27 protein-coding genes are annotated in these 26,994 nt (G+C 72.8%); 14 read left to right on the plus strand and 13 right to left on the minus strand.

Annotated features, from left to right (window positions below; translation table 11 throughout):
• Positions 1–6 precede the first annotated feature (6 nt).
• Both R2D22_RS01425 and R2D22_RS01430 read left to right on the plus strand, forming a co-directional pair.
• Positions 7–1,443: a GH1 family beta-glucosidase gene (locus R2D22_RS01425; RefSeq protein WP_318100359.1), complete on the plus strand. Its 1,437-nt coding sequence runs from the start codon at positions 7–9 to the stop codon at positions 1,441–1,443.
• A gap of 52 nt (positions 1,444–1,495) precedes the next feature.
• On the plus strand, positions 1,496–2,908 hold the full coding sequence (locus tag R2D22_RS01430; RefSeq protein ID WP_318100361.1) for a TerD family protein: 1,413 nt from the start codon (positions 1,496–1,498) through the stop codon (positions 2,906–2,908).
• A 15-nt stretch (positions 2,909–2,923) separates the two neighbouring features.
• On the opposite strand, the gene R2D22_RS01435 is transcribed toward R2D22_RS01430, so the two are convergent.
• The 3 genes from R2D22_RS01435 to R2D22_RS01445 all read right to left on the minus strand — a co-directional run bounded on the left by R2D22_RS01435 (position 2,924) and on the right by R2D22_RS01445 (position 5,290).
• Positions 2,924–3,634, minus strand: coding sequence for an N-acyl homoserine lactonase family protein (locus R2D22_RS01435; protein WP_318100363.1), 711 nt, complete (start codon positions 3,632–3,634; stop codon positions 2,924–2,926).
• 127 nt (positions 3,635–3,761) lie between these two features.
• Entirely contained in the window at positions 3,762–4,307 is a 546-nt protein-coding gene (locus tag R2D22_RS01440; protein WP_318109540.1) for a hypothetical protein, read from the minus strand.
• A 71-nt stretch (positions 4,308–4,378) separates the two neighbouring features.
• Complete coding sequence (locus R2D22_RS01445) at positions 4,379–5,290, minus strand: LysR family transcriptional regulator (protein WP_318100364.1); 912 nt, start codon at positions 5,288–5,290, stop codon at positions 4,379–4,381.
• 141 nt (positions 5,291–5,431) lie between these two features.
• On the opposite strand from R2D22_RS01445, the gene R2D22_RS01450 reads away from it, so the two are divergent.
• Complete coding sequence (locus tag R2D22_RS01450) at positions 5,432–5,806, plus strand: DoxX family protein (protein WP_318100365.1); 375 nt, start codon at positions 5,432–5,434, stop codon at positions 5,804–5,806.
• Positions 5,807–5,939: 133 nt separating this feature from the next.
• On the opposite strand, the gene R2D22_RS01455 is transcribed toward R2D22_RS01450, so the two are convergent.
• From R2D22_RS01455 to R2D22_RS01470, 4 genes are all read right to left on the minus strand, one after another.
• Entirely contained in the window at positions 5,940–7,637 is a 1,698-nt protein-coding gene (locus R2D22_RS01455) for a glycosyl hydrolase family 8 (protein ID WP_318100368.1), read from the minus strand.
• A gap of 142 nt (positions 7,638–7,779) precedes the next feature.
• Complete coding sequence (locus R2D22_RS01460) at positions 7,780–8,940, minus strand: DNA glycosylase AlkZ-like family protein (RefSeq protein ID WP_318100369.1); 1,161 nt, start codon at positions 8,938–8,940, stop codon at positions 7,780–7,782.
• A gap of 15 nt (positions 8,941–8,955) precedes the next feature.
• A complete protein-coding gene (locus R2D22_RS01465; protein WP_318100371.1) occupies positions 8,956–9,639 on the minus strand; it encodes a response regulator in 684 nt (227 codons plus the stop codon).
• Complete coding sequence (locus tag R2D22_RS01470) at positions 9,636–10,874, minus strand: sensor histidine kinase (RefSeq protein ID WP_318100374.1); 1,239 nt, start codon at positions 10,872–10,874, stop codon at positions 9,636–9,638. Before R2D22_RS01470 ends, R2D22_RS01465 begins: the two co-directional genes overlap by 4 nt.
• Positions 10,875–11,033: 159 nt before the next feature.
• Here R2D22_RS01470 and R2D22_RS01475 point away from each other — a divergent pair, with 159 nt between their 5' ends.
• Entirely contained in the window at positions 11,034–12,227 is a 1,194-nt protein-coding gene (locus R2D22_RS01475; protein WP_318109541.1) for an RNA-guided endonuclease InsQ/TnpB family protein, read from the plus strand.
• 30 nt (positions 12,228–12,257) lie between these two features.
• On the opposite strand, the gene R2D22_RS01480 is transcribed toward R2D22_RS01475, so the two are convergent.
• The 4 genes from R2D22_RS01480 to R2D22_RS01495 all read right to left on the minus strand — a co-directional run bounded on the left by R2D22_RS01480 (position 12,258) and on the right by R2D22_RS01495 (position 16,319).
• Positions 12,258–12,956, minus strand: coding sequence for a DUF998 domain-containing protein (locus tag R2D22_RS01480; RefSeq protein WP_318100378.1), 699 nt, complete (start codon positions 12,954–12,956; stop codon positions 12,258–12,260).
• 138 nt (positions 12,957–13,094) lie between these two features.
• A complete protein-coding gene (locus R2D22_RS01485) occupies positions 13,095–14,831 on the minus strand; it encodes an FAD-dependent oxidoreductase (protein WP_318100382.1) in 1,737 nt (578 codons plus the stop codon).
• A 14-nt stretch (positions 14,832–14,845) separates the two neighbouring features.
• Complete coding sequence (locus R2D22_RS01490) at positions 14,846–15,781, minus strand: AurF N-oxygenase family protein (RefSeq protein ID WP_318100384.1); 936 nt, start codon at positions 15,779–15,781, stop codon at positions 14,846–14,848.
• 145 nt (positions 15,782–15,926) lie between these two features.
• Entirely contained in the window at positions 15,927–16,319 is a 393-nt protein-coding gene (locus tag R2D22_RS01495) for a winged helix-turn-helix transcriptional regulator (protein ID WP_318100387.1), read from the minus strand.
• A gap of 152 nt (positions 16,320–16,471) precedes the next feature.
• On the opposite strand from R2D22_RS01495, the gene R2D22_RS01500 reads away from it, so the two are divergent.
• Positions 16,472–17,317: an SDR family oxidoreductase gene (locus R2D22_RS01500; RefSeq protein WP_318100389.1), complete on the plus strand. Its 846-nt coding sequence runs from the start codon at positions 16,472–16,474 to the stop codon at positions 17,315–17,317.
• Positions 17,318–17,402: 85 nt separating this feature from the next.
• Entirely contained in the window at positions 17,403–18,086 is a 684-nt protein-coding gene (locus tag R2D22_RS01505) for a class I SAM-dependent methyltransferase (protein WP_318100390.1), read from the plus strand.
• A gap of 250 nt (positions 18,087–18,336) precedes the next feature.
• Here the strand turns inward: R2D22_RS01505 and R2D22_RS01510 are convergent, their stop codons facing one another.
• Positions 18,337–19,386, minus strand: coding sequence for an enoyl-CoA hydratase/isomerase family protein (locus tag R2D22_RS01510; protein ID WP_318100392.1), 1,050 nt, complete (start codon positions 19,384–19,386; stop codon positions 18,337–18,339).
• A gap of 147 nt (positions 19,387–19,533) precedes the next feature.
• Between R2D22_RS01510 and R2D22_RS01515 the strand changes: the two genes are divergently transcribed.
• The gene (locus R2D22_RS01515) at positions 19,534–20,331 is read left to right on the plus strand and encodes an SGNH/GDSL hydrolase family protein (protein WP_318100395.1); all 798 of its coding nucleotides are present in this window, start codon (positions 19,534–19,536) and stop codon (positions 20,329–20,331) included.
• Positions 20,332–20,387: 56 nt separating this feature from the next.
• On the opposite strand, the gene R2D22_RS01520 is transcribed toward R2D22_RS01515, so the two are convergent.
• Positions 20,388–21,227, minus strand: coding sequence for a LysR family transcriptional regulator substrate-binding protein (locus R2D22_RS01520; RefSeq protein ID WP_318100398.1), 840 nt, complete (start codon positions 21,225–21,227; stop codon positions 20,388–20,390).
• A 57-nt stretch (positions 21,228–21,284) separates the two neighbouring features.
• Here R2D22_RS01520 and R2D22_RS01525 point away from each other — a divergent pair, with 57 nt between their 5' ends.
• The 7 genes from R2D22_RS01525 to R2D22_RS01555 all read left to right on the plus strand — a co-directional run bounded on the left by R2D22_RS01525 (position 21,285) and on the right by R2D22_RS01555 (position 26,314).
• Entirely contained in the window at positions 21,285–21,677 is a 393-nt protein-coding gene (locus R2D22_RS01525; RefSeq protein ID WP_318100400.1) for a DUF5997 family protein, read from the plus strand.
• A gap of 145 nt (positions 21,678–21,822) precedes the next feature.
• Entirely contained in the window at positions 21,823–22,407 is a 585-nt protein-coding gene (locus R2D22_RS01530) for a TetR/AcrR family transcriptional regulator (protein WP_318100403.1), read from the plus strand.
• On the plus strand, positions 22,407–23,237 hold the full coding sequence (locus R2D22_RS01535; RefSeq protein ID WP_318100404.1) for an alpha/beta fold hydrolase: 831 nt from the start codon (positions 22,407–22,409) through the stop codon (positions 23,235–23,237). Before R2D22_RS01530 ends, R2D22_RS01535 begins: the two co-directional genes overlap by 1 nt.
• A gap of 67 nt (positions 23,238–23,304) precedes the next feature.
• Positions 23,305–23,898: a TetR/AcrR family transcriptional regulator gene (locus R2D22_RS01540; RefSeq protein ID WP_318100405.1), complete on the plus strand. Its 594-nt coding sequence runs from the start codon at positions 23,305–23,307 to the stop codon at positions 23,896–23,898.
• Between the two features lie 110 nt (positions 23,899–24,008).
• A complete protein-coding gene (locus R2D22_RS01545; RefSeq protein ID WP_318100406.1) occupies positions 24,009–25,289 on the plus strand; it encodes a hypothetical protein in 1,281 nt (426 codons plus the stop codon).
• Positions 25,290–25,615: 326 nt separating this feature from the next.
• Positions 25,616–25,807 (plus strand): hypothetical protein, encoded by a 192-nt coding sequence (locus R2D22_RS01550; RefSeq protein ID WP_318100408.1) that lies wholly within the window; start codon positions 25,616–25,618, stop codon positions 25,805–25,807.
• A gap of 135 nt (positions 25,808–25,942) precedes the next feature.
• On the plus strand, positions 25,943–26,314 hold the full coding sequence (locus tag R2D22_RS01555; protein ID WP_318100412.1) for a hypothetical protein: 372 nt from the start codon (positions 25,943–25,945) through the stop codon (positions 26,312–26,314).
• Positions 26,315–26,994 lie beyond the last annotated feature (680 nt).

Raw genomic sequence — 26,994 nt, forward strand, 5'->3', positions numbered from 1 at the left:
TCTGCTATGACCACGTCCGAGACCCGGCCGCTGCCGGCCGCCCGTACCCGTTCCTTTCCGCCCGGCTTCCTGTGGGGCGCCGCCACCGCCGCGTACCAGATCGAGGGCGCCGCCCGTGCCGACGGTCGCACCCCGTCGATCTGGGACACGTTCTCGCACACCCCCGGCAAGGTCTTCGAGGGCCACACCGGGGACGTCGCCGTGGACCACTACCACCGGTACCGCGACGACGTCCGTCTCATGTCCGAACTCGGCCTGAACGCTTACCGGTTCTCGGTCTCCTGGTCCCGGGTCCAGCCGACCGGCCGGGGCCCGGCCGTCCAGAAGGGACTCGACTTCTACCGGCGGCTGGTGGACGAGCTGCTCGCGGCAGGCATCGAGCCCGCGCTCACGCTCTACCACTGGGACCTGCCGCAGGAGTTGGAGGACGCGGGCGGCTGGCCGGAGCGGGCCACCGCGGAGCGGTTCGCCGAGTACGCCATACTGCTCGCGGGCGCGCTCGGCGACCGGGTGGAACGCTGGACGACGCTCAACGAGCCCTGGTGCAGCGCCTTTCTGGGGTACGGCTCGGGCGTGCACGCGCCGGGCCGCACCGACCCGGTCGCCGCGCTGCGCGCCGCCCACCATCTCAACCTGGGGCACGGTCTCGCCGTGGACGCGCTGCGTGCGGCGCTGCCGTCGGGCGGCCGGTTGGCCGCCTCGCTCAACCTGCACGAGGTGCGCCCGCTGACGCCGTCGGACGCGGACCGCGAGGCGGCGCGGCGGATCGACGCGGTCGGCAACCGGATCTGGCTCGGTCCGATGCTGGAGGGCGCGTACCCGGAGGACCTGCTCACGGACACCGCTCACCTGACGGACTGGTCGTTCGTACGGGACGGCGACGCGGCGGCGATCGGCCGGCCGCTGGACTGGCTGGGCATCAACTACTACGCGCCGACGGTGGTCTCGGCGGTTCGCGAGGGCGACACGAGGCCGCAGGACGACGGGCACGGCGACAGCGCCCACTCCCCCTGGCCGGGTGCGGACGACGTGGCCTTCCACCGGGCGCCGGGTGAACGGACCGCGATGGGCTGGCCGGTGGACCCGAACGGTCTGTACGACCTGCTCACCCGGGTGTCCGCCCGGTACCCGGACCTGCCTCTGGTGGTGAGCGAGAACGGGGCGGCGTACGAGGACGTGGTCGGCCCGGACGGCTCGGTGGACGACCCGGAGCGGATCGCCTACGTGCACGGGCACTTGGCGGCCGTGCACCGCGCGATCGCCGATGGCGCGGACGTCCGCGGATACTTCCTCTGGTCGCTGCTCGACAACTTCGAGTGGGCGTACGGGTACGCGAAGCGGTTCGGCGCGGTGCACGTCGATTACGGGACGCTGGAGCGGACGCCGAAGGCGAGCGCGCGGTGGTACGAGCAGGTGGCGCGGTCGGGAGAACTCCCGGAGTGATCTTGGCGTTTACCCCTGTTGCAGACGCTGTGAAGAATGTGAAGATGCGCGCATGACAGAGATCATCAAGGGGGGCAACCTTCCGCTGAGCGGCGAGCCGATGCGGGTCGCCGTCGTCCGCCGGTCCACCGGTCCGGGGAAGCTGGAAGTGGATGCGGCGGCACTGCTCGTGGACGCGAACGGCAAGGTCAGGGGCCAGGGCGACCTGGTGTTCTACAACCAGCCCGCGCACGCGGCGAGCGGGGTCCGGCTGTTGGGCAACGCCCAGGGCGAAGGCGGGGTGTCCGCGGACTGGCTGGAGATCGATCCCGGCCGGATCGAGCCGTCAGTGGAGCGGATCGTGGTCTCGGCGTCCTGCGACGGCGGGACGTTCGGACAGGTCAGGGACCTGTACATGCAGGCGGTGAGCGCCGCCACCGGCGAGCAGCTTGCGCTCTACGCGATCGAGGACGCCACCACGGAGACGGCGATCCTGCTGGGCGAGTTCTACCGCAGGAACGAGGGGTGGAAGTTCCGCGCGGTGGGGCAGGGGTACGCGTCGGGCCTGCCGGGCCTGGCGGCCGACTTCGGCTTCAGCGTGCCGGACGAGGAGCCCGTGGAGGACGCCTCTGACGAGCCGGATCCGGAGCCGCTGCCCCGGCAGCTCCCGCCGGCGCCTCCGCTGCCGGCGGACGCGCAGGTACCGGTGCCTGCGCAGCCGCCGGGGGCTGCGCAGGTCCCTGCGGCGGCGCCGGTGGCCGCCGAGCAGATTACGCAGCCAGAGCCGCAGCCCACGCCGGTGCCGGCGCCGGTCGCGGAGCCCGTACCCGCGACGCAGCCCGCAGCTGCCGCGCCGTTCGGCGGTCCGGCGTTCGCCCGCAACGGGCTGCCCGTCGAGTTCGGGCCCGAGTTCCCGTACTTCGAGCAGAGCGGAGACGGCAACGGGGTCATCCACGTCGAGGTCGACATCCCGGCCGGGTTCGTGGTCGTCGACGTGGCCGTGAAGGGCAGCAGCTACACGGAGCTCATCACCCTGAACCACCGCAACCGCGACGACAAGTCCCTCCTGTACAGCTACGCCGAGAACATGCGAGGCCGGTGCATCGCGGACCACCACGGACTCGCTCCGCTGCGGATGCGGATCCGGACGGAGAACGAGTGGACCGTCTCCGTACGTCCGGTGTCCACGCTCCAAGAGCTGAACGACAAGATCGAGGGTCACGGACCGGACGTCATCGCGCACACCGGTGACCCCACGGACATCGCCATCCGGCACCGGGGCGACAAGAGCGGGAGCGGGGTCTTCGAGATCAAGGCCCTGCGGCAGAACGGCAAGCACGACGACGTGTACTACAAGTACGACCGAGGACGCGGCAGCGCTCCGCTGACCAAGGGACCGCGGCTGCTGCTGATCAGGACCGACGGCGGCTGGACCATCACCCCGCGCCCCGTCGGCAGCGGCGGCTTCTGGAACCGGCGCCGCTGATCGCCCGGTGCCCGCTCAGGACTCGTCCCGGGCGGGCTCCCAGACCGCGCAGTCGTGGGCGAAGTACACCCGGCGCGGGTCGAAGTCGGCGAGCCGGTCCATCCAGGGCCGATAGGCCGGCAGGGGCTGGGCGACGCCGTCGCGCGCGGCACGGCGGGCGAGGTGGTCCGCGCCGAACTCGGACGCGAAGTCGTACGCCTGCCCGGCGAGGACCGCCGTGCCGTCGGGCCGGCTGACGACCAGCGACTGGTGCCCGTCGGTGTGGCCCGGGGTGGGGACGACCCACACTCCGGGCCAGACCTCGGCCTCGCCGTCGAGTTCCTCGTGGACCGCGCCGGGGAAGTCCACCAGCTCGTCCGCGGTGTAGCCGCCCCGGCGGGCGGTGGCCAGCTCCACGGCCTGGACCAGGACGGGGATTCCGGGCATCAGCGGATTGCCACCGCAATGGTCGAAGTGGAGGTGGCAGTTGACCACGAGCGCGATGTCCGAGAGACCGGCGCCGACGGCGGCGAGTGCCTTGCGCAGATCGCGCCGTCGCGGCCGGTAGTGCGCCTCGGTCTCCGGGCCGGCGTCGCCGATACCGGTGTCGAACAGGAGCGTTCCCCGCTCGTGCCGGACCAGATACGCGAGCACGGGCTCGACCCGTGGCTGCGGTCCGCCCGTCTCCGAGGCGGGCCGGACGAAGTACCCGAGGTCGAGTCGGAGGATCTCCGCGTGCTGTCCCATGCGGTCATGCTCGCAGACTCCCGGCGGGCGCCCGGCGAGCTCTGCCGACGGCAGAGGTGCCGGTTTGGGGGTCGCGTCCGGGGGTGCTCGCCGAGAGGTTCGCCCCGACGCCGACGGCTCGCGTCGGTCAGTCCTGGCAGGTCCACAGCGTGAGGTCGCTGCTCGTGGCGACGGCGAGGGTCCGGCCCGACGGGGAGAAGCCCACGGCACGCAGCTCCGAGTAGTGGGCGTGGAAGACGTGCCACCAGCCTTCGCCGTACGGGCCGCGGTGGGGCTGTCCGCCGTCCGCGGAGAGCAGGACCCGGTGGTGCGGCCACTCGGGGCTGATCGCCTCGACGCGCCAGCCGTCGGCGGTCGCGTGCAGTCCGCCGCCGAACAGGCCCGCGATGTGGACCCGCGTACCGGCGATCGGTCCGAATCCGGGGCAGGTCAGGTCGGGCGACTCGTCCGGGTGGCTGTCCTCGGGCTCGGGGTCGTACAACCGGTCGAGCTTCTCGCCGGTGACCGCGTCGAACAGGCCGTGGCCGCTGGTCGACACGACCATCACCAGGTCGTGGCCGGTTTCGGGGTGTGTGGCGAAGCCGATGCCGAGGAGGCCGCCGACGGGGGTCAGGGTCGTCTCGAAGACCTCCCGCCAAGGCGCGGGCGCCGGCAGGACGGGGGTGTCGAGCATGCGGTCGCGCAGTGCCGCCTGGTACGGCGTCAGCCCGCCGGTGTTCGCGTTCGTCACCTGATCATGGTGCCTCAGCCGGCATCCAGCTGTTCGGGCGGCCTCCGGTCCAGACAGCAGCGGACGAAGTCCTGGACGACGGGGTCGACGTCGGCGGACGGTGGCCAGGCGACGCCGACGCTGGTGGGAGCCACGCCGGTGACGGGCCGATAGACGATGCCGGGACGCGGGTAGAAACGGGCGGCCGACTCCGGGGCGAGGGCGATGCCGTAGCCGTTGGCGATCGCGGTCAGCCAGTCGTCGGGGTTCTCGGTGACGGCGCCGATGCGGACGGGCCTGCCCTCGCGGGCGTCGACGGCCAGCCAGTAGTCGCACCACGGGCCGGTCTCGGGCGGAGCGGCGACGAAGGGTTCGTCCCACAGCTCCGAGAAGGCGATCGCGTCCCGCTCCGCCAGGGCGTGCGCCGCGGGCAGCACGACCCAGCGCTCCTCGGTCAGCAGCACCTCGGTGCGCAGCTCGTTCTGGCCCGGAAAGGGGATCCGGAGCAGCGCGGCGTCGACGTCCCCGGCGGCGAGTCCGGCGGTCGGGTCCGACCAGGGAGCCTGGCGCATCTCCACCCGCCAGCCGGGGCGCCGGTGTGCGAACGCGGCCGTGATGGACGGGGTGAGTTCGTTGGCGGCGCTGGCGAGGAAGCCGACGCGCAGGACGCGTTCGGCGCGGGCGGCCGCGCTCCGCGTCTCGCGGCGGACCCGGTCCCAGTCGGCGAGGAGTGCGGGCACGCCGGCCGCCAGGGCGCGGCCGGGTTCGGTGAGCGCCATGCCGGACCGGGATCGGGTGAACAGCCGTACGTCCAGCTGTGCCTCCAGCTGCCGGATCTGCTTGGTCAGCGCCGGTTGCGAGATGTACAGCCGTTCTGCGGCGCGGGTGAGGTTGCCCTCCTCGGCGACGGCAGCGAAGTAGCGGAGCAGCCGGGTGTCCACATCCATGCCGTCAGGTTATGGATGCAGGTATTGGACCCGCAACGGCGGGCGCGGGGAAGGTGGTGGTCGGGGCGCTCGGCCCCGTGGCTCCGCCGGACTGCTGTTCCGCCGCTCCGCCGTTCCGCCTTGAAGCACGTGGAGGTTTCCGTGTCCGCCGTATACGCCGTGTATGCCGTCGTCACCGTCCTGACCGCCGCCGCCCTCGGATACGGCGCGTATCTGGACCTCGTGGGGCACGCGTCGATCGCCGCGATCGCGGACCGGCTCAGCGTGCCGCGGTCGTGGATGGCGCCGCTGGGTGTGTGTCTGGCGGCGGGCTCGCTGGGCCTGCTGGCCGGGTTCGCGGTGCCGCTGCTCGGAACGGCCGCGGGAATCGGGCTCGTCCTGTACTTCCTCGGCGCGATCGGCGCGCATCTACGGGTGGGCGATCGCCGGCTCGGCGGGGCGCTCGGATTCCTCGCGCTGTCGGTCGCCGCGCTGGTGCTCGGCGCGGTCGTGCACGGAGTGCACGGAGTGCGCTGAGTGCGCTGAGTGCGCTGAGTGCGCTGAGTGCGCTGAGTGCGCTGAGTGCGCTGAGTGCGCTGAGTGCGCCGACGGCCTCGCCCCTCGTCACGGAGGACGAGGGGCGAGGCGCGTCTGCGTCGCATCACCGCTCCTACGGCACCCAGTGGTTGCCGGACACCGTGATCATGGTCTGGAGCTGGATGCTCGCCCCGAAGTAGCTGTCGGTCTGGATCGGGGTGCCGACCATCTTGTTCCAGAGCGCGTCGAGCCAGGCCTGGCTGTTGGCGTCCGTCATCGCGGCGACCGCGAAGGGTGCGAAGAAGGCGGGGTCGCTGCCGGAGGAGATCTGGGTGCCGCCCAGCGCGTAGCCCACGGCGATCCGGTTCGGGTCGCCGCCCGTCTTGCCCTTGATCCAGCTGTTGAGTTTCCGCGCCGCCGCGAGGGACTTGGCGTCGCCGCTGGTCACGGCGTCGTCACCGATGCGCCAGGGGGTGCGGCAGGCGTTCCACCAGAACTTGCCGTCGTTCGGGTCCTCCAGGACCTGTCCGGGGGCGGGCTTGGGCGTCGTGTTCGTGTTGACGACGAAGTCCGGCAGCAGGCCGGTGCTCGGGGCGTACGTCGACTGGAGGTTGGCGATCTGCGTCTGGTGCGCGCTGCGCACGGTGTCCCAGGTGCTGTCGCCGGTCGCCTTCCGGAAGGCGCGGAAGTGGTCGACCATCCAGTCCGAGGTCCGGGTGATGTAGTAGTACTGGTCGCCCGAGCTGCTCCAGTCGCCGAGCTTGAGCAGGTGGGTGGACGGGTTCAGCTCGTCCTTCTTGATGGCGTTGATGTGCTTGATCGCCAGGTCCTTGTAGTTGTACGTGCCGGTGCTGCCCCACTGCCGGTCGGCGAGCAGCAGCCCGTACGCGACGTCCATGTCGCCGTCGGTGGCGCCGTCCCCGCCGTTGACACTGCGACATGCGGTGTCCTGCTCGGCGGCGAGCAGGTTCGGGTTCACCGAGGACGGGTGGTCGATCTTCCACTTGACCAGTCCGTCGAAGATCTTCTTCGCGTCGGGGTCGGCGCCCGCCATGGTCGCGGCGATGACCATGCCGTAGCCCTGCGCCTCGGCGACGTACGGGTGGTCGGCGTCCGGGGAGATGACCTGGTACCAGCCGTTGCCGCAGTTCTGCCGGACGAAGGCGGACTTCCAGTTGTTGTAGTAGGACACGACCTTCTGGTCGAGGGTGGCCTGCGAGCCGCTCGGCCGGAGCATGCCGGCGGCGTACGGCTGGGTGTGGCTGCCGAACGGGACGGCCGGCCCCCCGCCTCCGCCGGTGCCGGTGGGGCTGCCGTAGACCTCGAACTCCCAGAGGGAGTAGCCGTACGCGGTGCCGCGGGCGGTCCCGTACATGCGGATGTAGCGGCCGGTGCCGGAGACGGTCAGGTCGTCGACGGCGCCGTTGCCCGTGGTGGTTGCGTACACGTCGGTCCAGGTGGTGCCGTCGGGCGAGGTCTGGATCTTGTACGCCTTGCCGTACGCGGCCTCCCAGTTGAGCCGCACGCGGGAGACGGTGTGGTTCGACCCGAGGTCGATACGGAGCCACTGGGGGTCGACGCCCTCCGCGCTCGCCCACCGGGTGGAGGCGTTGGCATCGACCGCGAGCGCGGCGCCGAAGCCACTGCCCTCGACCGACGAGGCGGCGGCGGGCTTGCCCGTCGACACCAGGGCGTCCGCCGCGGCTGCCGCGGCCGGCGCGTCGGCCGCATCGGCCGAGGGGGACACGGCCGTCGCCTGGAGGGGCAGGACCGTCAGGGGCACCGCCAGCAGACCCGAGAGGACGAGCAGACCTATGCCTTTGCGTCGCATCACAACTCCTTCATGGGGGTTAGGAAGAGTGGGGCGCGTGGTGGTTAGGAAGTTTTCCTAACCATTGACGGGGAGAGTAGAGACGGACGCGCGCGGTGCGCAAGGGGCTTCACGTGAACAAGAGTTGGTGCCGGGGAATCCGTCACTCCGGCCTCAGGAACCGGCTGACCGCCGCGGTCTCCTCGGCCAGGCCGTCGCGGACCTCCCGGGAGAGCGGCGCGAAGGGCTCCACCCGCACGTCGGCCGCCTCTTTCGTGACCTGCCGGGACCAGGTCGCCACGGCGAGGCCGTCGACGGTGACGGTCGGACGCAGCACGCCACCGCCGGGCCACACCCGCTTCTCGTGGGCGGCGGGCACGGAGAGCTCGCGGGTGCGGTAGCCGGTGAAGTAGTTGTCGTAGGCCGGCAGCAGCCGCACGTCGGGGGTGTCCGTCTCGTCGGCGTCCTGGGTGGCCCGGCGCGCGGGCACGGTCAGGCCGGCGTACTCGGCGCTCGCCCCGGCATCCGCCAGCGCCCGCCAGGCGGTACGGGCCACGCCGGCCGGGAGTCCCGCCCAGGCGGCGAAGTCCGCGGCGTCGGCGGGGGCGTAGGCCTTCAGGTAGCGCCGGGCGAGTTCCGCGGCGGCGTCCTCCGGGAACGCCGCCCCCGCGTCCGGCAGCCAGTCGTCCAGCAGCCAGTCGTCCAGCAGCACGAACGTCGCCTCGCCCGCGTACTCTCCCTCCGCCCGCTCCGGTCCGTGGACGAGGATGCCGCGGAGCGCGGCATGGCGGATCAGATGGAACGCCGCCTGCCCGGTCGGGGGGACCCCGAGGGGTGCCAGACGCTCCGTCAGTTCGGCGCGGGTGAGCGGCCCGTGCGTGGTGACGGCGCGCTTCAGCAGGTCGTCCGCGCGCTCGCGCAGTGCTTCGTCGAGTTCGAGTTCGCGGTAGCGGCGTTCGCCGGCGCGCAGGAGCCGCGGACCCAGCAGCCGGAGCAGCCAGCGGACGTCCGGGGCGGGGACGGTGTGCAGGGTGCCGCGCATGAACCAGCCCCGGACGATGCTCCGGTCGTCCTCGTACGCGACGCGGACCGCCTCGCCGTCGACGGCGCGGGAGCGCGCCCGGATGCCGAGCCGGGCGGCCGTCGCGTCCTGGGCCTGGACGGCGAAGACCCGGCGTACGACCGCCGCCGCATCGTCCTCGCGTACGCCGCCTCCGATGGCCTGGGCCCACGCCCGCAGATACCGGACGCGTCGGTCCCGCTCGCTCTCCGGCACGTGCGCGTTCCCCTTCCCCTCGACGTCCGGCCACCGTACGGCGCGCATCCGCCGCATCGTCCGCTACGCGCCGCCGTCGGCGTGGCGCCCGGGGCGCACGAGGCCCGTCTCGTAGGCCAGGATGACCAGTTGGACTCTGTCCCGGACCCCGAGCTTGGCGAGGGAGCGGGTCACGTGCGTCTTGGCGGTGAGCGGACTGATGACGAGGCGGTCCGCGATCTGCTCGTTGGACAGGCCCGTGGCGAGCAGTTGGACGACCTCCCGCTCCCGCTCGGTGAGCACCGCCAGCCGCTCCCCCGTGTCGGTCGGCAGCACGGGCCGGTGGCCGAACTGCTCGATGACCCGCCGGGTCACGCTCGGGGAGAGCAGGGCGTCACCGGCGGCCACCGCCCTGACCGCCTGGCGGAGGTCCTCGGGTTCGGTCTCCTTGGTGAGGAAGCCGCTGGCGCCGGCGCGCAGCGCGGCGAAGACGTACTCGTCGGTCTCGAACGTGGTGAGCACGATGACCCGGCAGCCCGCCAGTTCCGGTTCGTTCACGATGTGTTCGGTGGCGGCGAGGCCGTCCATGCCGGGCATCCGGATGTCCATGAGCACCACGTCGGGGCGGACGGCGCGGGCCGTGCGGATCGCCTCGTCGCCGGTGGCCGCCTCGCCGACGACCTCGATGTCGCGGGTGCGTCGGAGCAGGCTGCTGAAGCCCGCACGCACCAGGGACTGGTCGTCGGCGAGCAGAACCTTGATCGTCATGACGGGAAGACTGGCACAGGAAGGGTCGCGCGGACGGCGTAACCGCCCGCTTCGGCCACCGGCCCCGCGCTGAAGTCCCCGCCCAGGGCCGTGATCCGTTCCCGCATCCCGGTGAGCCCGTGGCCCGGCGCGGCCGGGCCGGGGCCGGACGTGCCCCCGGCGCCGCCGCCGCCGTCGTCGATCACTTCGACGCTCAGCCGCCCCTGGGTACGGTCCAGGCGCACGGTGGCGCGGCGGGCCCCGGCGTGCCGGACGGTGTTGGTCAGCGACTCCTGCACGACCCGGTAGGCGGCGAGCGCCACCGGGGCGGGCAGCGCATCGGTGTCACCCGTCGCTTCCAGGCGTATCTCCAGGCCGCCCGCGCGCATGCGGTCCAGCAGGCCCGGCAGCCCGTCGAGTCCTGTCTGCGGCACGAGCGCTTCCGCTCGGGCGTCCGCTCCGGTCGTCGCGTCGTCGGGGTCGCGGAGGATCAGGATGAGGGACCGCAGGTCGTGCACGGCCTGGGTCCGGACCTGCTGCGCAGCCGCCAGAGCGGCCCGCGCCTCCTCCGGCGAGTCCTCCAACGCCTCGTCTGCGACGCGCAGTTGCACACCGACGACGGTGAGCGTGTGGGCGACGACGTCGTGGAGCTCGCGGGCGATCTGCAGGCGCGCCGCGACGAGCCGGCGGCGCGCCTCGCGTTCCTCCTCCTGTGCGGCGCGGTGCAGCCCGGCCGCGAGTTCGGCGCGCCAGCGGCGCGTGTTGCGGTACGCGACGGCGGCGGCGAGGGCCGCCGCCAGCCAGAGGGCCTCCGCTCCCAGCGAGCCCAGCATCGTCCGCGCGTCCGTGCCGGAAGCGGCCTCCCAGCTCGCGGCGAAGCCCAGTTCGGTCACCCCGACGGCGACGGCCCACGGGAGGCCCGGTCCGCGGGGCCGGTCGCCGACGGCCAGGGTGACGTACGCGGCGGTGGCCGGCCACACCCAGCCGACGTCCGTGAGGCCGGCGCTGCGGAACACGATGACCGCCTGGACGCTGAACAGAAGGACGGCCAGCGGCCATCGCCGGCGCAGCAGGAGCACGAGCCCGAGCTGGGCGGCGAGGGTGGCAACGCCCGCCTGGTCGAGGCGGCCGCCGAGCAACGCCGTTCCCGCGAGGACGCCGAGCGCGGTCGCGCCGGCCACGGCGAGGTCGGCGAGCTGGAATCGGCGTGCGGGCCTGCCCTCGGCGGGCATCGGGTCGGGCAGGTCGGGGGTCATCTGATTCCTCTCGGGATGCCCCCCGGCCTCGGCCGGGGGAGGAACGAGTCTCCTGCGGAGCAGGGCAAGGGGCTTGGATTCGTCGTCAGGGCGGATCGCAGTGCCCTGACCCGCAGGTTTGGTGTCCAGCCGGAGTCTCGCTAGTTTCTGAGCGTGACCATGGCGTGTGTGAAGCGGGCGTTCAAGTACCGCTTCTTTCCGACCGATGCGCAGGCGGCCGAGCTGTCGCGCACGTTCGGGTGTGTCCGCAAGGTCTACAACCTCGCTCTTGCGGCCCGTACCGAGGCGTGGGCCCGGCAGGAGCGGGTCAACTACAACCAGACGTCGGCGATGCTGACCGTGTGGAAGAAGACCGAGGAACTGGCTTACCTCGCCGAGGTGTCGTCGGTCCCGCTTCAGCAGTGTCTTCGGCACTTGCAGGCGGCGTTCACGAATTTCTTCGGCAAGCGGGCCAAGTATCCGCGGTTCAAGTCGAGGAAGAGGTCGCGCAAGTCGGCGGAGTACACCACCTCCGGTTTCCGCTTCCGCGAGGGTGAGCTGACTCTGGCGAAGATGAGTGAGCCGCTCGACATCGTGTGGTCGCGTCCGCTGCCTGCCGGGGCGCGGCCGTCCACGGTGACCGTGTCGCAGGACAGTGCGGGTCGCTGGTTCGTCTCCCTGCTGTGCGACGACCCGTCCGTGCAGCCGCTCCCCGCCACCGACAAGGCGGTGGGGATCGATGTCGGCCTGAACCACCTGCTGACTCTCTCGACCGGCGAGAAGATCGCCAATCCCCGGCATGAACGCCGCGACCGCGCACGGCTCGCCAGGGCGCAGCAGGCTCTGGCGAAGAAGGCCAAGGGCGACGGAGCCAACCGGGCCAAGGCCCGGCGGAAGGTCGCCAAGATCCACGCCCGTATCACCGACCGCAGGCGTGACACCCTGCACAAGCTGACCACCCGACTCGTGCGTGAGAACCAAACGCTCGTGATCGAGGACCTGACCGTGCGGAACATGGTCAAGAACCACACGCTCGCCCGAGCCGTCTCGGACGCGAGCTGGAGAGAGTTCCGCTCCCTGCTGGAGTACAAAGCCGCCTGGTACGGGCGGGAAGTGATTGCGGTCGACCGATTCTTCCCCTCCTCCAGGCTGTGCTCCCACTGCGGCACCCTGAGGGAGAGGATGCCGCTCGGCGTCCGTACCTGGACGTGTGACGGCTGCGGGACGGCCCACGACCGGGACGTGAACGCGGCGAAGAACGTTCTGGCGGCCGGGCTGGCCGTGACAGTCTGTGGAGCGGGTATAAGACCTCAACGGAGAACTCCGGGCGGGCAGTCGGCGATGAAGCAGAAAACCCCACGGCGCGAGCCGTAGGAATCCCCCTCACTCATGAGAGGGAGGAAGTCAAGCATGGGCGTTCCCGTCGTTCCGGATCCCGGTGGAGACCGCCGTCGCGGCGAGCGCCAGCCACGCCAGGTCGGCGGCGATGGCGAGCCGTTCCACGAGTCCGACCAGGGTCGGCGCGGAGCCGACGCCGAGGGACGGTCCGTCCATCACGTCGACGAGGCACACCGCGAGGGCAACGGTGGTGACGACGGACGCGGCCGCGAGCGCACGCAGTGCGGTGCGCCCGGCCGGCCACCGGGCACCCAGAGGCCCGGCCAGCACCAGTGCCGCCAGCGGCAGTGCGACGAACGCGGGCATGGCCGCCGTGCCGTGCACCATCTCCGACAAGGTCGGTCGGCTCCAGTGTCCCGGCGGATCCGCCGGGAAGACCGCCGCGACCAGGACGCCGCCCGCCCAGACGGCCAGGGCCGTCCGGCCCGTCCGGCGGGCGACGCCGCCGCCCGGGAGACGGCCCAGCCGTGCGGCGAGCAGCGCGGAGGCTGCGCCGATGGCGACGAGGGCCAGGGTGACGAGCCAGCCGGCCGAGCCGTTCACGTACCGGCTGACCGCCTCGCTCACCGGGCTGTACTGCGGGTTGAGCAGATCAGCCGCCGCGATCGCCCCGGCTGCCAGGGCGAGCGCGGCCACCGTGCTCCGCCCTGTCATGTCCCGGTGCCGGGCCCCGCTCGGTCGCCGGATCTCCCGCACGCTCTCCATGTGTTCCTCCTCGTCGGTGATCGATGAGGAGGACGCTAGAGAGGCCGCCGCGCCCGGGCGTCGTCCGTGCGCAGTCACCTGCGCGTACCCGCCGGGCGTACCCCGTACACCGGATGGTGTACGCCCGGGTACCGGCCGTCAGCGGGCGAGCCCCCAGCGGCTGCGGCGCTTCGACGCCGCCACCAGTTCGCCGACGGTGGCGAGTTTGACGCGCGGGCGGCCGTCCGCGGCGCCGCGTGCGGTCTCGGCGCGTTCGATGGCGCCGAGACCGCGGGCGTCGACGAGGTGGGTGGTGCGGCGACGGACCAAACGGTGAAAGGGCTTGGCGCCGTGCGCGGGTGAGGGTGCGGGGAGGGCGCCGGCGACGGCGTCGGCCAGCAGGGTGCCGACGGTCTCGGCGGCACAGGTGCGGTTGGCGCCGATGCCGCCGGAGGGGCCGCGCTTGATCCAGCCCACGACGTAGGTGCCCGGCCGGCCGACGACCCGGCCGGCCTCGTGCGGGATGGTGCCGGCAGTCTCGTCGAAGGGCAGGTCGGCGACGCGTGCGCCGCGGTATCCGATGGCCCGGAGCAGCATGCCGGCCGGGATGTCCCGGGTGCCGGCGGCGTTCTCGGTGCGTACGGTCCGGACCCGGTCGTCGCCCAGCACCTCGGCCGGAGCGCTGTGGAAGCGGAGCACGATGCGGCGGCCGTCCTCGGGCGGGAGCGTCCAGTCGACGCTCCGGCGCGGTACGTCGCCCAGGATCGCGGCCTTGCCCTTGGGCCCGGCCGTCTCGATGGCCTCACCGATCCGGGGGTCGTGGTCGTCGACCACGAGGTCCACCCCGGGCAGGTGCTTGAGGGCGAGCATCTCCGGCACGGTGTACGCCGCGTCCTCGGGGCCGCGACGCCCGAGCAGCACGACCTCGCGCACCTTGCCGGCGCGCAGCGCCGCGAGCGCGTGGTCGGCGATGTCGGTACGCGCGAGGGCGTCGGGGTCGGCGAGCAGGATGCGGGCGACGTCGAGGGCGACGTTGCCGTTGCCGACCACGACGACCCGCTCGGCGGAGAGGTCGATCGCGTCGGGGGCGACCTCGGGGTGCGCGTTGTACCAGGCCACGAAGGCGGTGGCGGAGAGGCTGCCGGGCAGGTCCTCGCCGGGGACGGCCAGCCTCCGGTCGGCGGACGCGCCGACGGCGTAGACGACCGCGTCGTGGTGGGCGGCGAGTTCCTCGGTGGTGATGTCCTCGCCGACGTCCAGGCCGAGGTACATCCGCACCCGCGGGTGGTCGTGGAACCGCGAGAAGGTCTCGCCGACCTTCTTGGTCGCCGGGTGGTCGGGCGCGACGCCGTAGCGGACCAGGCCGCCGGCGACGGGCAGCCGGTCGACGAGCGTCACCTCGGCGTCGGTGTGCAGGAGCAGGTCCTGCGCCGCGTACATGCCGGCCGGGCCGGTGCCGACGACAGCGACCCGCAGGGGCGCGAAGTCGGACGGCAGGACGCGGGAGAAGGACGGCTCGCCCCAGACGTGGAAGTTGGGGCCGTGGTCGGCCGATCGTGCCGCGACGGGCTCGGCTGCGGCCTCGGCTTCCGCGGCGGCTCCGGGTCCGGCTGCCGCGGCGGCTTCGGCTTCTGCGGCGTCGCCGTCCTCGTAGTACGCCGCGTTGAGGGCGGCGTACTCCTTGCGCGGGCCGGTCAGGGACTCCACCGGGAAGATCGCGTCGACCGGGCAGGCGTCGGCGCAGGCACCGCAGTCGATGCAGGCCTTGGGGTCGATGTACAGCATGTCCGTGCTGCCGAAGGCCCGCTCCTCCGGCGTGGGGTGGATGCAGTTGACCGGGCAGACGGCGACGCAGGTGGCGTCGCTGCAGCAGGTCTGGGTGATGGCGTACGTCATGAGGTCGCTCGCGTTCAGATGAGGTGGGCGCGCTTGTAGAACATCAGCGCCGGCCGGGTCAGCAGGCGGGCGGAGGCGAGGAAGTCCATCAGCCCCGAACAGCTCGACCGCATCATCGACTTGTGGTGCTGGTTGGCCCGCGCCTCGGCGAGGGCGCGCTCGGTGTCGAGCCCGGCGTTCGCGTAGACCTGCTTGTTCACCATGCTGGTGACGATGAAGTACGAGGCGATGGCGACGACGAACGCCTGGATCTGCCGGCGCACCCGCCCCGCGCCGGCGAGGCGCCGGCGCGTCTCGTCGCGGGCGAACTTCATGTGCCGCGACTCCTCGACCACGTGGATGTTGTTGATGGTGCGGACGAAGGGCACCACCCGCTCGTCGCGCATCCAGTCGCGCTGCATGACGTCGAGGACCTCCTCGGCCACGAGGATCGCGGCGTACGCGGCCTCGCCGAAGGCGATCGTCTTGAACGCGCGGCCGAGTTCGAGCACGTAGCGGGGCGGCTTGTACGCCGGGGCCCCGAGCTTCGCGGCGCCGCGGGCGAACATGATCGAGTGCCGGCACTCCTCGGCGATCTCGGTGAGCGCCCACTGGAACTTCGCGTCGGTCGGATCCTTCGCGTAGATGTCGCGGAGCACCATCTGCTGCAGGATCATCTCGAACCAGATGCCGGTGCTGGCGACCGAGGCGGCCTCCTGCCGGGTCAGCTCCTTGCGCTGCGCGTCGGTCATCTCGTCCCAGTACGCGGTGCCGTAGAGGGAACACCACTCGGGGCTCGCGCCGTGGAAGTCCTTGTCCAGCGGCGTGTCCCAGTCGACCTCGGTGGCCGGGTCGTAGGCGAGGACGGCGGCCGAGGCGAGCAGCCGCCGGGCGACCGAGTGCTCGTCCCGGTCCTCGTCCCGCTCTTTGTCCCGGCCCTCGGTGTCCGGTCGGACGATGCTGCTGGCCATGCTGCGGCTCCTCGGCTCGACGACGGCCGGGCAGACGGAGTGACGCCCATCACACCGCCGCCCGCTTGTTAGACGGACCGTACAACAAGGGCCCCTCGCGGGCCTACCCCCGAGTAAGAACGAAACCTGCCGGGCCGTTCGACGCCTACCGGGGGCCACCGGCCGCGTCGTAGGCCTCACGGGCCTCCTCCACCCGCCCGAGGTGGTCGGCGGACCATTCCGCGAGGTGGGCGAAGAGCGGGGCGAGGCTGCGGCCGAGCTCGCTGATCTCGTACTCGACCCGCGGCGGGACCTCGGCGTAGTACGTCCGCACGACCAGACCGTCCCGCTCCAGCTGCCGCAGCCGCTGCGTCAGCACCTTCGGCGTGATGCGCCCGATCCGCCGTTCCAGCTCGACGAACCGCTGCCGGCCATGGGCATTGAGGGTCCACAGGATGGGTGTGGTCCAGCGGCTGAACACGATGTCGACGACCGGCCCGACCGGACAGGCGAGCTCCGGGTCGGTGTCCACGGCGATCTGCGAACTCCCCTTCTTCATCACGCACTTCCCTTTCCGTCAGTCACTTTCCTCTAGGTACCTACTATACGAACGCTGTTAGCGTCCTCACGTGCGCCGCGGGAGGGACTCTCCGGGCGCCTACGACCCCTGCGGGGTCTTGCCAACCATGTTGATCGACAAGGGAGTTCATTGTGATTGTCGTGACGGGCGGAACCGGTAACGTCGGGCGCTCTCTCGTTCGGATCCTGGCCGCCGCCGGAGAGCGGGTCACCGCCACTTCGCGGGGCATCTCGGCGGCGGACGTGCCCGAGGGGGTACGGCACGGGGCGGCGGACCTGGCCGACATCGAGAGCCTTCGTCCTCTCCTCGACGGCGCGGACGCGCTGTTCCTCCAGAACGGCGGCCCCAGCGCGCACCTCTTGAACCCGTGGGACATCACCGGCGCCGCCAAGTCCGCCGGCGTCGGACGAGTCGTCCTGCTCTCCTCGCTGGGCGTCGTGACGCGGCCTGACTCGGCCTCGCACGGCGACACGGCCCGCGGCTTCGAGGACGCGGTGCGGGAGTCGGGTCTCGACTGGACGATCCTGCGGCCCGGCGGCTTCGCCTCCAACGCCTTCGCCTGGGTCCCGTCGGTCCGCGAACGGCGCGCGATCGCCGCGCCGTTCGCCGACACCGGCCTGCCGGTCGTCGACCCCGACGACATCGCGGAGGTCGCCGCCGCCGCCCTGCGCGAGGAGGGGCACGCCGGCCACGTCTACGAGCTGACCGGCCCGGCCCTCAACACGCCCCGCGAGCTGGCCGCCGCGATCGGCGCGGCCCTCGGTGAACCGGTGCGCTTCGTGGAGCAGACGCGGGCGGAGGCGCACGCGGAGATGGCGCGGTTCATGCCGGAACCGGTCGTGGAGACGACCCTCGACATTCTGGGCGAGCCGACCCCCGAGGAGCAGCGGATCAGCCCGGACGTCGAACGCGTCCTGGGTCGCGCGCCGCGCTCCTTCGCGGACTGGGCCGCGCGGAACGCCGCCGCGTTCCGGTAGAACGCCGCGTTCCGCTAGAGAGGGAGCTCGGGAGGCGGGGCTCGGCGGTGAGCCTCTGTCAGTGGCTGCTGCCAAGATCGCCGGCATGAACGATCGCACCGCTGAGATCAGCGCCTACTGGGACGCCGCCGCGGCGGCCTTCGACGACGAGCCGGACCACGGACTGCGGGCCGAGCGGACCCGCGCCGCCTGGGCCGCGCGGCTGAGGTCCTGGGTCGGGGCGGAGACGGCGAGCCCTCGCGTCCCCGCCGACGCCCTGGAGGTCCTCGACATCGGGTGCGGCACCGGGTCGCTCTCGCTGCTCCTCGCCGAGGCCGGCCACCGGGTCACCGGCGTCGACCTGGCGCCCCGCATGGTGGAACAGGCCCGCGCGAAGCTCCGGGACGCCGGCCTGCCGGCGCGGTTCCTGGTCGGTGACGCGTCACGGCCGCCGACCGGGGTGGACCGTTTCGACGTCCTGCTGTGCCGGCACCTCGTGTGGACGCTGCCCGACCCGCACGCAGCGCTGCGGGAATGGGCCGGGATGCTCCGGCCGGGTGGGCGGCTCGTCCTGGTGGAGGGCCGGTGGCGCGAGGCCGGGCAGACGGGGACGCCGTACGTGGCCGGGGCCGCGTCGCTGCCCTGGAGCGGCGGCGTCACCGCGGAGGAGTTGGCCGCGGCGGTGCGGCCGTCGGTCGCCTCGCTGCGGATCGAACCGCTCAGCGGCGAGGCCGACCTGTGGGGCGGCCCGGTGGACGACGAGCGCTACGCCCTGGTCGCCGAGGTGTGACGGCCGCCCGGGCAAAGGTTCCCCCACCTGCCGCATATGCCGATGACTCGTACCTGCACGAGTCTGTCGCGGCGGCGGGACGGGTGCCATGCTGAGCGCGGCGCCTGGCAGTCCCCCGAGATGCGAGGAGCCATCGGCCCCGTCCTGCGCCGCGCGCAGGCGGGGCCGCGCCTCCCTCCCGACCTCCCCACGGGAGGGCGTCGGCGCGTGCCCGGGCACCGACGAGGCTGAATCCGAGGGGCGGAACCCGTCAGGCGGGCGCCGAGAGGCCGAGGTCGCCGCCGGCCGGAACGGCGAAGTACCGGGCGACGTCCGCGTCCGTCACCTCCGCGAGCGTGGCCGGGGACCAGCGCGGGTCGCGGTCCTTGTCGACGACCTGCGCGCGGATGCCCTCCACCAGGTCGGCGGAGGACAGCGCGGCGCAGGAGAGCCGGTACTCCATGTCGAGGACGGACTCCAGCGAGTCCGCGTACCGGGCCCGCCGGATCGCGGCGAGGGTGGCCTTCAGCGCGGTGGGCGACTTGGTCTGCAGAGTGGTCGCGGCCTCCTTCGCCTCGGGCGTGCCGACATCGAACAGCCGCTCCACCACGGTCTCCACGCGGTCGGCCGCGTAGCAGGAGTCGATCCACTCGCGCCGCTCGTCGAGCGTGCCGGCCGGGGCGGTCCGCGCGAACCGGGCCACCGCCTCGTGCGCGGGTACGCGGCCGAGTTCGACGGCGAGCCGGGGCAGGTCCTCCGACGGTACGAAGTGGTCCGCGAGCCCGGCCGTCAGCGCGTCCGCGGCGCCGACCGGCGTCCCGGTGAGAGCGAGGTGGGTGCCGAGCTCGCCGGGGGCACGGCTCAGCAGGTACGTGCCGCCCACGTCGGGCACGAAGCCGATGCCGGTCTCGGGCATGGCCACGCGCGAGCGTTCGGTCACGACGCGGACGGACCCGTGGGCCGAGACGCCGACGCCGCCGCCCATCACGATGCCGTCCATGAACGCCACGTACGGCTTGCCGTAGCGGGCGATGCGCGCGTTGAGCCGGTACTCGTCGCGCCAGAAGGCGGCCGAAGCCGTGCCGCCGGCGCGGGCGTCGTCGTGGATGGCGCGGATGTCGCCGCCCGCGCACAGCCCGCGCTCCCCCGCCCCTTCGATGACGACGGTCGCGACGGCCGGGTCGGCCTCCCACGCTGTGAGCGCCTCGTCGATGCGCAGCACCATCGAGTGGGTCAGCGCGTTGATCGCCCGCGGCCGGTTGAGGGTGATGAATCCCGCGCACCCCTCGGTGCGCAGGAGCACGTGCGGCTCGTCGGGCATGGTCTCGCCGTTCCTTCCGGAAGGATCTTCGGACCGCACCACCGTAGCCGCCGGGCGCCGCCCCCACGAATAGTCAATAATGCGAATAGCCACTTCCGCGTGTAAGGTCGGCGCGGCAGGAGCGGGTACGAGGAAGGCGGGCGTCACATGCCGAGTGGTCCCAGCAGTCCCAGCGGCGCCTACCAGCGCTACGTCGCCCTGGGCGACAGCCAGTCCGAGGGGGTCGGTGACGGGGACGACGTCGCCGGGCTGCGCGGGTTCGCCGACCGGCTGGCCGAGCGGCTCACGGCCGCCGAACCCGAGGTGCGGTACGCGAACCTGGCGGTACGGGGACGGCTCGCCGGCCAGGTACGCGCCGAACAGCTCGGCCCCGCGTTGGAGTTGCGCCCCGACCTGGCCACGGTCGTGGCCGGGGTCAACGATCTGCTGCGGCCGGGGTTCGACGCGGCGGAGGTCGTCGGTCACCTGGAGGAGATGTTCGCCGCGCTCCGGTCCGCCGGAGCCGACGTGGCCACCGTGACCTTCCCCGACATCGGTCGGATCACCCCGCTCGCCCGGCCGCTCGCGCCCCGCGTGTACGACCTGAACCGGCGGATCCGCGCCGCCGCGGCGCGGCACGGCGTGGTGGTCGCCGAGTGCGAGGGGCACCCGGTCACGACCGACCCGCGGCTCTGGTCATCGGACCGGCTGCACGCCAGCCCGCTGGGGCACGACCGCATCGCGGCGGCGCTCGCCGACGCGCTGGGCCTTCCCGGCAGCGACGACACCTGGACCCGGCCTCTGCCGCCGCAGGCCGTCCCCACCGGTGCGCGGGCGGCTGCGGCCGAGCTGCGCTGGGTGGCCGGGTTCCTCGGCCCCTGGATCGGCCGCCGCCTGCGCGGCCGGTCGTCCGGCGACGGCCGCACGGCCAAGCGCCCGGACCTGCTGCCGCTCGACGCGGCCTGAGTCAGGAGCCCGGGCGGCGGGCTCTCCCGGCCCGCCGCATCGGCATCGGCACCCGCCTACGACCTGCGGCGCGGCTTCCCCGGCTTGCCGCCGCCCTTCGTACCGCCGGCGCCGCCCGCCCGCGCGCCCCGGGCTGCCGGCCGGCCGCCCTGGGTCTTGCCGCCGGTCTTCCCGGTGGCCTTGCCACCGGCCTTGCCGGTCGCCCGGCCCGCGCCCGGCTTCCGCCCCGCCGCCGGCTTCCCGGCCTGCCCCTTCGACTCCTCCGCGTCGGCCCGGCGCCCGCGCGAGCTGTTCACGGTCCGGCCGCGGACGATGCCGATGAAGTCCTCCACCATGTCGGTGGTCTCGTCCTTCGGCCACGAGAGCGCGATGCGCGACTGCGGGGTGCCGGTGACCGTCCGGTACGTAAGGTCCTTGCGGTGATGGAGCCGCGCCAGGGACTGCGGTACGACCAGGAGTCCGATGCCGGCGGCGACCAGCTCGATCGCGTCGGCGGTGGTCGCCGGACGCTCGAACGCGGGCCTGCCCGGCGGGCGCTCCCAGTCGAGGGTGTCGTCGAGCGGGTGCAGCAGGATCTCGTCGGCCAGCTCGTCGACGGAGATCTCGTCGGCCGCGGCCACCAGATGATCCTTGGGGACCACGACGACCGTGGTCTCGGTGTAGAGCGGGATCGCGCTCAGGTCCTCGTCGTCCACCGGCATCCGTACGAATCCCGCGTCGGCCCCGCGGCCGCGCAGCACGTCGAGCGCGTCGGCGGCGGCGACGGGGGTCAGCAGCAGCGGGATCCCGGGCAGGCGCTCGTTCCAGATCCGTACCCACTTCGCGGGGGTCACGCCGGGCACGTACGCGAGGCGGAACGAGGGGGAATCTGCGGTGGGGTCTTCCGAGCGTGTCACCAGCCCAGGCTACCGGGCATGGTCGGGACCAGCGCACATGCTCGATATTCTCGAGGTATGACAGCGCAGCACACCCCCCAGACGATGAAGCCCGCGACCGCCGCGAAGAAGCTCGGCGTGTACCTGCCGGCCACCCCCGCCGAATTCCAGGAGGGCGTCGTCTCGCGCACGGAGCTCAACGCGCTCCAGACGGAGCCGCCGGCCTGGCTCCGTGATCTGCGCAAGAACGGCCCGCACCCTCGGCCCGTGGTCGCGTCGAAGCTCGGCGTCTCGATCTCCGGGCTCGCCCGCGGCGGCGTCACCGAGGCGCTCACCACGGAGCAGATCGACGCCCTGAAGGCGGAGAACCCGGAGTGGCTCCAGAAGGAGCGCGCGACGCAGGCCGAGACGCGCAAGGAGGCCGTGCGCATCAAGGAGAAGAACGAAGAGAAGAACGCCGAGCGCGACTGAGCTCCCCGCCGGCCCGCCCGGCACCGAGCCGACGGACGGCCCCACCCCCGACGGGGGTGGGGCCGTCCTCTTTTTTGCGTTGACACCACTTCCTAGAGGTCCTAGGTTTCTGACTAGAGATGCTAGCCAGCAGAGGAGGCGCCGGATGGTGCGCGCGGGTGTGACGGCGGCCCGGCTGACGGAGGCGGCCGCGCTGATGGCGGACGAGATCGGGATCGACAAGGTCACCGTCTCCGCTCTGGCCCGGCAGTTCGGCGTGAAGGACGCGAGCCTGTACTCGCACGTCAAGAACCTGCGCGAGCTGCGGGTCCGCGTGGCGCTGCTGTCCGGCGAGGAGATGACCGACCGCATCGCCGTCGCCGTGGCCGGCCGGTCCGGCAAGGAGGCGCTCGTCGCCTTCGCCGACGCGTACCGCGACTACGCATTGGCGCATCCCGGCCGGTACGCGGCGTCCCAGATGCGAATGGAACCGGAGGAGGTCGCGGGCTCCGTCGGACTGCGCCGCAGCGTCGAGCTGACGTACGGAATGCTGCGCGGCTACGGCCTCACCGATCCGGACCTGACCGACGCGGCCCGGCTGCTGCGCAGCACCTTCCACGGCTACATCCACCTGGAGCTCAGCGGCGGCTTCGCGCACTCCCGCGAGGTGCGCGAGTCCTGGTCGCGCTCGCTGGACGCGCTCCATGTCCTGCTGACGAACTGGCCCACCCGGCCCGAGGGGAACGCGTGATGACGAAGACCGAGACCGGCACCCTGACCGTGCCCGGCGCGACGCTGCACTACGAGGTGCGGGGCAGCGGCCCGGTGCTGCTGCTGATACCGGGCGGGGCGGGGGACGCCGGCCTGTACGCGGGGATGGCCCCGGGGCTGGCCGAGCGGTACACCGTGGTCTCGTACGACCAGCGCGGGATGTCCCGCAGCCCGCTCGACGGCCCGGTGGGCGACCAGCGGGTGGAGGTGTGGGCCGACGACGCGCGCCGGCTGCTCGACCTGGTCGCGCCGGACGAGGAGGCCGACGTCCTCGGCTGCAGCTCGGGCGCTATCGTCGCGCTCACCCTCCTTGCCCGGCACCCCGGCCGGCTGCGCCGCGTCGTGGCGCACGAGCCGCCCCTGGTGGAGCTGCTGGCGGAGCCCGAGCCGTACCGCGCCCTGTTCGCGGAGGTACGGGAGCTGCTGCGGCAGGAGGGTCTCGAAGCGGCGGTGGCGCGGTTCAGCGAGGGGCTGGGCGATGGCCGGAAGGAGCCCGAGCGCGCGACCGACCCCGCCCCGGAGATCCGGGAGATGATGCCGCGCATGATCGCCAACATGCCCGTCTTCCTGGAGCACGTGCTGTGCCCGTTCACGGCGAGCGTTCCGGACCTGACGGTGCTGCGCGCGTCCTCGGACCGGCTGGTCCTCGCGGCCGGGCGGGACTCGCTCGGGCAGGAGGCGCTGTACGGGCCCGCCGCGCGGCTGGCGGAGCTGCTGGGCTCGAAGGTGGTGGAATTCCCGGGCGGCCACCTCGGCGCCACTGAGGAACCGAGGGAGTTCGGCGCCCTGCTGACCACGATTCTTTCCTGAACGCGCGCTTCGGGGGCGGCACTCCGCTGGCGTAGGCTGATCTTCATGACGTCGACGGGATCGCAGCATGGCGCCTAAGCAGCAGCGAGGCGAGGCGACCGTCGACCGGCTGCTGACGACCGCTCTGCAGGTGTACGCCGCGTCCGGGCAGCAGGGGTTCACCGTGAACGCGGTGACCGCGGCCAGCGGCGTGAGCCTGGGCAGCCTCTACCACCACTTCGGCAGCTTCGACGGGCTCGCCGCCGGCCTCTACATCCGCTGCCTGGGGCAGCTCTGCGACGAGGTCTTCGACTCGCTGGCCCGAACACGCACCGTGCGCACCGGAGTCCGCGCGCTGGTCACCTCGTACCTGCGGTTCACCGTGGAGCACCGGGACGCGGCGCTGTTCCTGCACGCCTCGGCCTACTCCGGCTATCTGGCCGCCCACGCCACGGAGATCCGCGCGTTCAAGGCGACGAAGTTCGGGGCGATCGCGGAGTGGCTGCGCCCGCTCATGGAGGCCGGCGAGATCGCCGCGCTGCCGACGCCCGTGATCGAGGTGCTGGTGATGGGCCCGATCGAGGAGACCGCGCGGCGCTGGCTGTCCAGTACGTACGACATCGACCTCGCCCAGGCCGCACGCATCCTCCCCGAACGGATCCTGCGCTCCCTGGAACCGTGACGGGCCGGAGGCAAAACAGAAAACAATTCCAGAAACGCCTCGCCCGCCCGAACCTCCCTACTTCACACTGGACTTGACTCGGATGACGGTCCGCCAGGGGGAGGCGCCCCATGACCGACCATGTCAAGTACCTGCCCACGGGCACGGCTCCCGGGGACGCCGGCACGTGGTCGCCGCACGACGCCGAGCGCTGGCGTGCCGCGGGCGGCTCCGCCGTCTTCGCTCCGGGAGGCGGCGGTTGGGTCCTCGCGGCGCTCGTCGCGGTCACGTTCGCGCTGACCCCGTGGCCGGACGGCGCGCCGTGGTCGGCGTACCCGATGGCGGTCCTGACCGCCGCGCTGCCGCTCTGGTACCGGTACCTGCCGGTCCCCGTGCTGCTCTGCGCGGTCGTCGTCGCCGCCGACGCGGTGGTCTTGCTCGGCGGTGCCGCCGACGGCGGGGTTCGGCTCGGGCTCGTGTCGGCGTTCCTCGCCGCCGTCTGGGCGTTCACCGGCGCGCTGTTCCGGCTCCGGGCCAGGCGGCGGCAGCGCGCCGTCGCCCGCGCGGCGGCCGGTTCGGCCCGCCACCCGCTGCCGGACGGGATCCCCGACTCCCACGTTCGACGCGGCGGGCGCTGGATCGGGCTCGGCGGCGGTCTCTGCCTCGCCGCCGCCGCGCTGCTCGCCCACGGGCTCGTCCAGGACCTGACGGCGGACGACGGGCCGGCGGCGTACGAGCCGATCGGCCAGCAGGTCACGGCCCTGCTGCTGCTCGTACCCGGGACGACTCTCGTGGGGCGGGGGCTGGTCACCCGGTGGGCCGCCCGGCGGCTGTACGACGGCCCGCAGCCCGCGCTGATCGTCGGCGTCCGGGCCACGGCGAGCCGGCACCAGTGGATCACCCCGGACGCCCGGACCCCGGCCGCGCGACCGCTGATCGCCTACTTCTCCTGGCCCCCGGACACCCATCGCGGCAGGCGGCTCCTGCGCGGCGGAGCGGAGCACACGCTGCGGCAGGAGCACCACGACATCGACCCGCTCGAAGAGCCCTTCGAGGCGGTGCTGTACGGAACCCTCGCGGAGGGCTCCGAGGCCGTCCTGCAGTACGCGGTGTACGACGGCGACACCCGCATCGTCGACCGGATCGTGACGGCTCCGCTGCTGCCGCGGCGACGCCGGCGGCCCGGCATCTGGACGTCGTCCGGCGTCTCCCACCGCCTGACGGAGCGCCGCAGGGTCCGGACGGCCGCGGAGGCGGCTGCCGCGAAGCAGCGGATGGCGGCGGCTCGGCAGAAGGACCGCCGGCCGGAGTCGACCTCGTCGTCCGGCCGCAACTCCGCCGGCACAAGCTGCGGTGGATGCGGCGGAGGCGGGTGCGGGGGCGGGGGCTGCGGAGGGTGCGGCTGCGGGTGACGCCCGGGGGGCGTCCACGGGCCCGCGCCGAGGGCCCGGGCAGGGCGTCTTCGGACGTCCGACGCGGCGTCCGGTCGCCCCCTGTGGCACAGTGCGCCGCGGCACGGCCGCGCCCCGAAGTCCGTGCGGCGGAACGGCAGGTCGGCGTGCGCGAGCCGCGGCGGGACGGTCGGCCGCCCGGGGCCCGCACCGGCCGCCGTTCACCCGACCGGCCGACCGGCGGGGTCGCCGCCGCACGCCACCCGAACAGACCCGCACCGGGCGTGCACCGGGCCCGGGCCCGGTGCACTGGAAGGGTCAAGCGTCCGCCGATCACGGAGACGGCCATGTACGAAATGCACGTCGGCATCGCACCGCCGGACGGAACCCTCGTCTGGCACATCGCCGCGAAGGACCGCGCGACCGCCCTGTGCGGTCAGACCCTCCACAAGGAGCCCTCCACGGACCGTGACAACACCGACCGGCACTGCGTGTCGTGCATGAGTTCCTTCCAGGAACTGCTCGACCAGCGCGCCTGACGGGCCGTCGCCCGGGGCGACGCGATCCCGGCCCGAGCCCGGCGGCTATCCTGTGACCTGCGCTGACGCGGGGTCGGCGTACCTCACGCGGACGGCCCGTGCGCCACGGCTGCACGGCAGGAGACGGAGAGCCCGATGGACGCCCAGCATTTCGAGCGGATCACCGCCTTCATCGAGGCGCGGCTCACCCCGATCTTCGACCCCGCCAACGGCAGCGACCACGGTTTCGGGATGGACGACACCTCGCGCGCCCTGCGCGCGCTGCGGAACTCCGTCGCCGCCGCGTCCGCGGTCAAGGGACTCGCGGAGCAGCGGGCGGCGGCCGATCCGAAGCTGCGCAGCGTCATCGACCAGGCGCTGGAGCACAACTGGGACGTGCTGCGGAGCATCGCGCGGATGTGGGAGGACCACGCCGACTTCCGCAAGGAGTTCAAGCGCCACGCCTGGGACTTCGACACGGTGCCGGCCGCCGCGCCGGAACCGGCCGCCGTCGCATCGGAGGCCTGACCCCAACCCCGGGACCCCCGCGCCGCTCGGCGCGGGGTGACCTCCGTCGGCGCGAACGCGGCGCCATGCCGCGGGACGCGGGACGTCCAGGTCGCCGTGAACGCCCCGCGTCGTTCAGCACCGGCACGGAGTCCGGCGTCCAGTTCCGTCGCCACGGCGACGTGAGGCGCAGCGCCGCTTCCACCAGGCTCGTGCCGAGTACGCTGCGCTGTGCCAGACCTTGTTGTGGCCGGTCGAGCCGATGCCCGGCTGGTCCGGTGAGGAACACCCCCATACCGGCGTCGTCACCGGCGGCCGCGAGACCAGCCCCGGCTACGCCGAGGAGCAGGCGGCCGAGGAGTTGCGGCTGTGGGACCTGGTCCGGGAGCTGGCGCCGCAGAACGGCTTGGGCAGCGGAAAGTCTGACCTCGCCGGCATGCGGAGGGCTCGGGCCCGTGCCGTTCTGCCCGAACTCGATGGTGATCGAGAGGAAACAAGCTTTCCAGGGCCCAGTCCTCGACCGGGCGCGCGTGAGATGCGAGGCGGTTTGGCTACGCGCAGCATGGCCGAGAACCCGAACCCCAGTTGAAGGAACTGCACCCGTCATGCCTCGAGGAAGGCGAATGGTAGGGCACGTGGGATCGATTCCCGTCAGATTCCCGATGCTCCCCCAACCCCTGACAGCCAGTGGGTAGCCTCTG

This window comes from Streptomyces sp. HUAS YS2 (assembly GCF_033343995.1).
GTDB classification, from domain to species: Bacteria; Actinomycetota; Actinomycetes; order Streptomycetales; family Streptomycetaceae; genus Streptomyces; species Streptomyces solicathayae.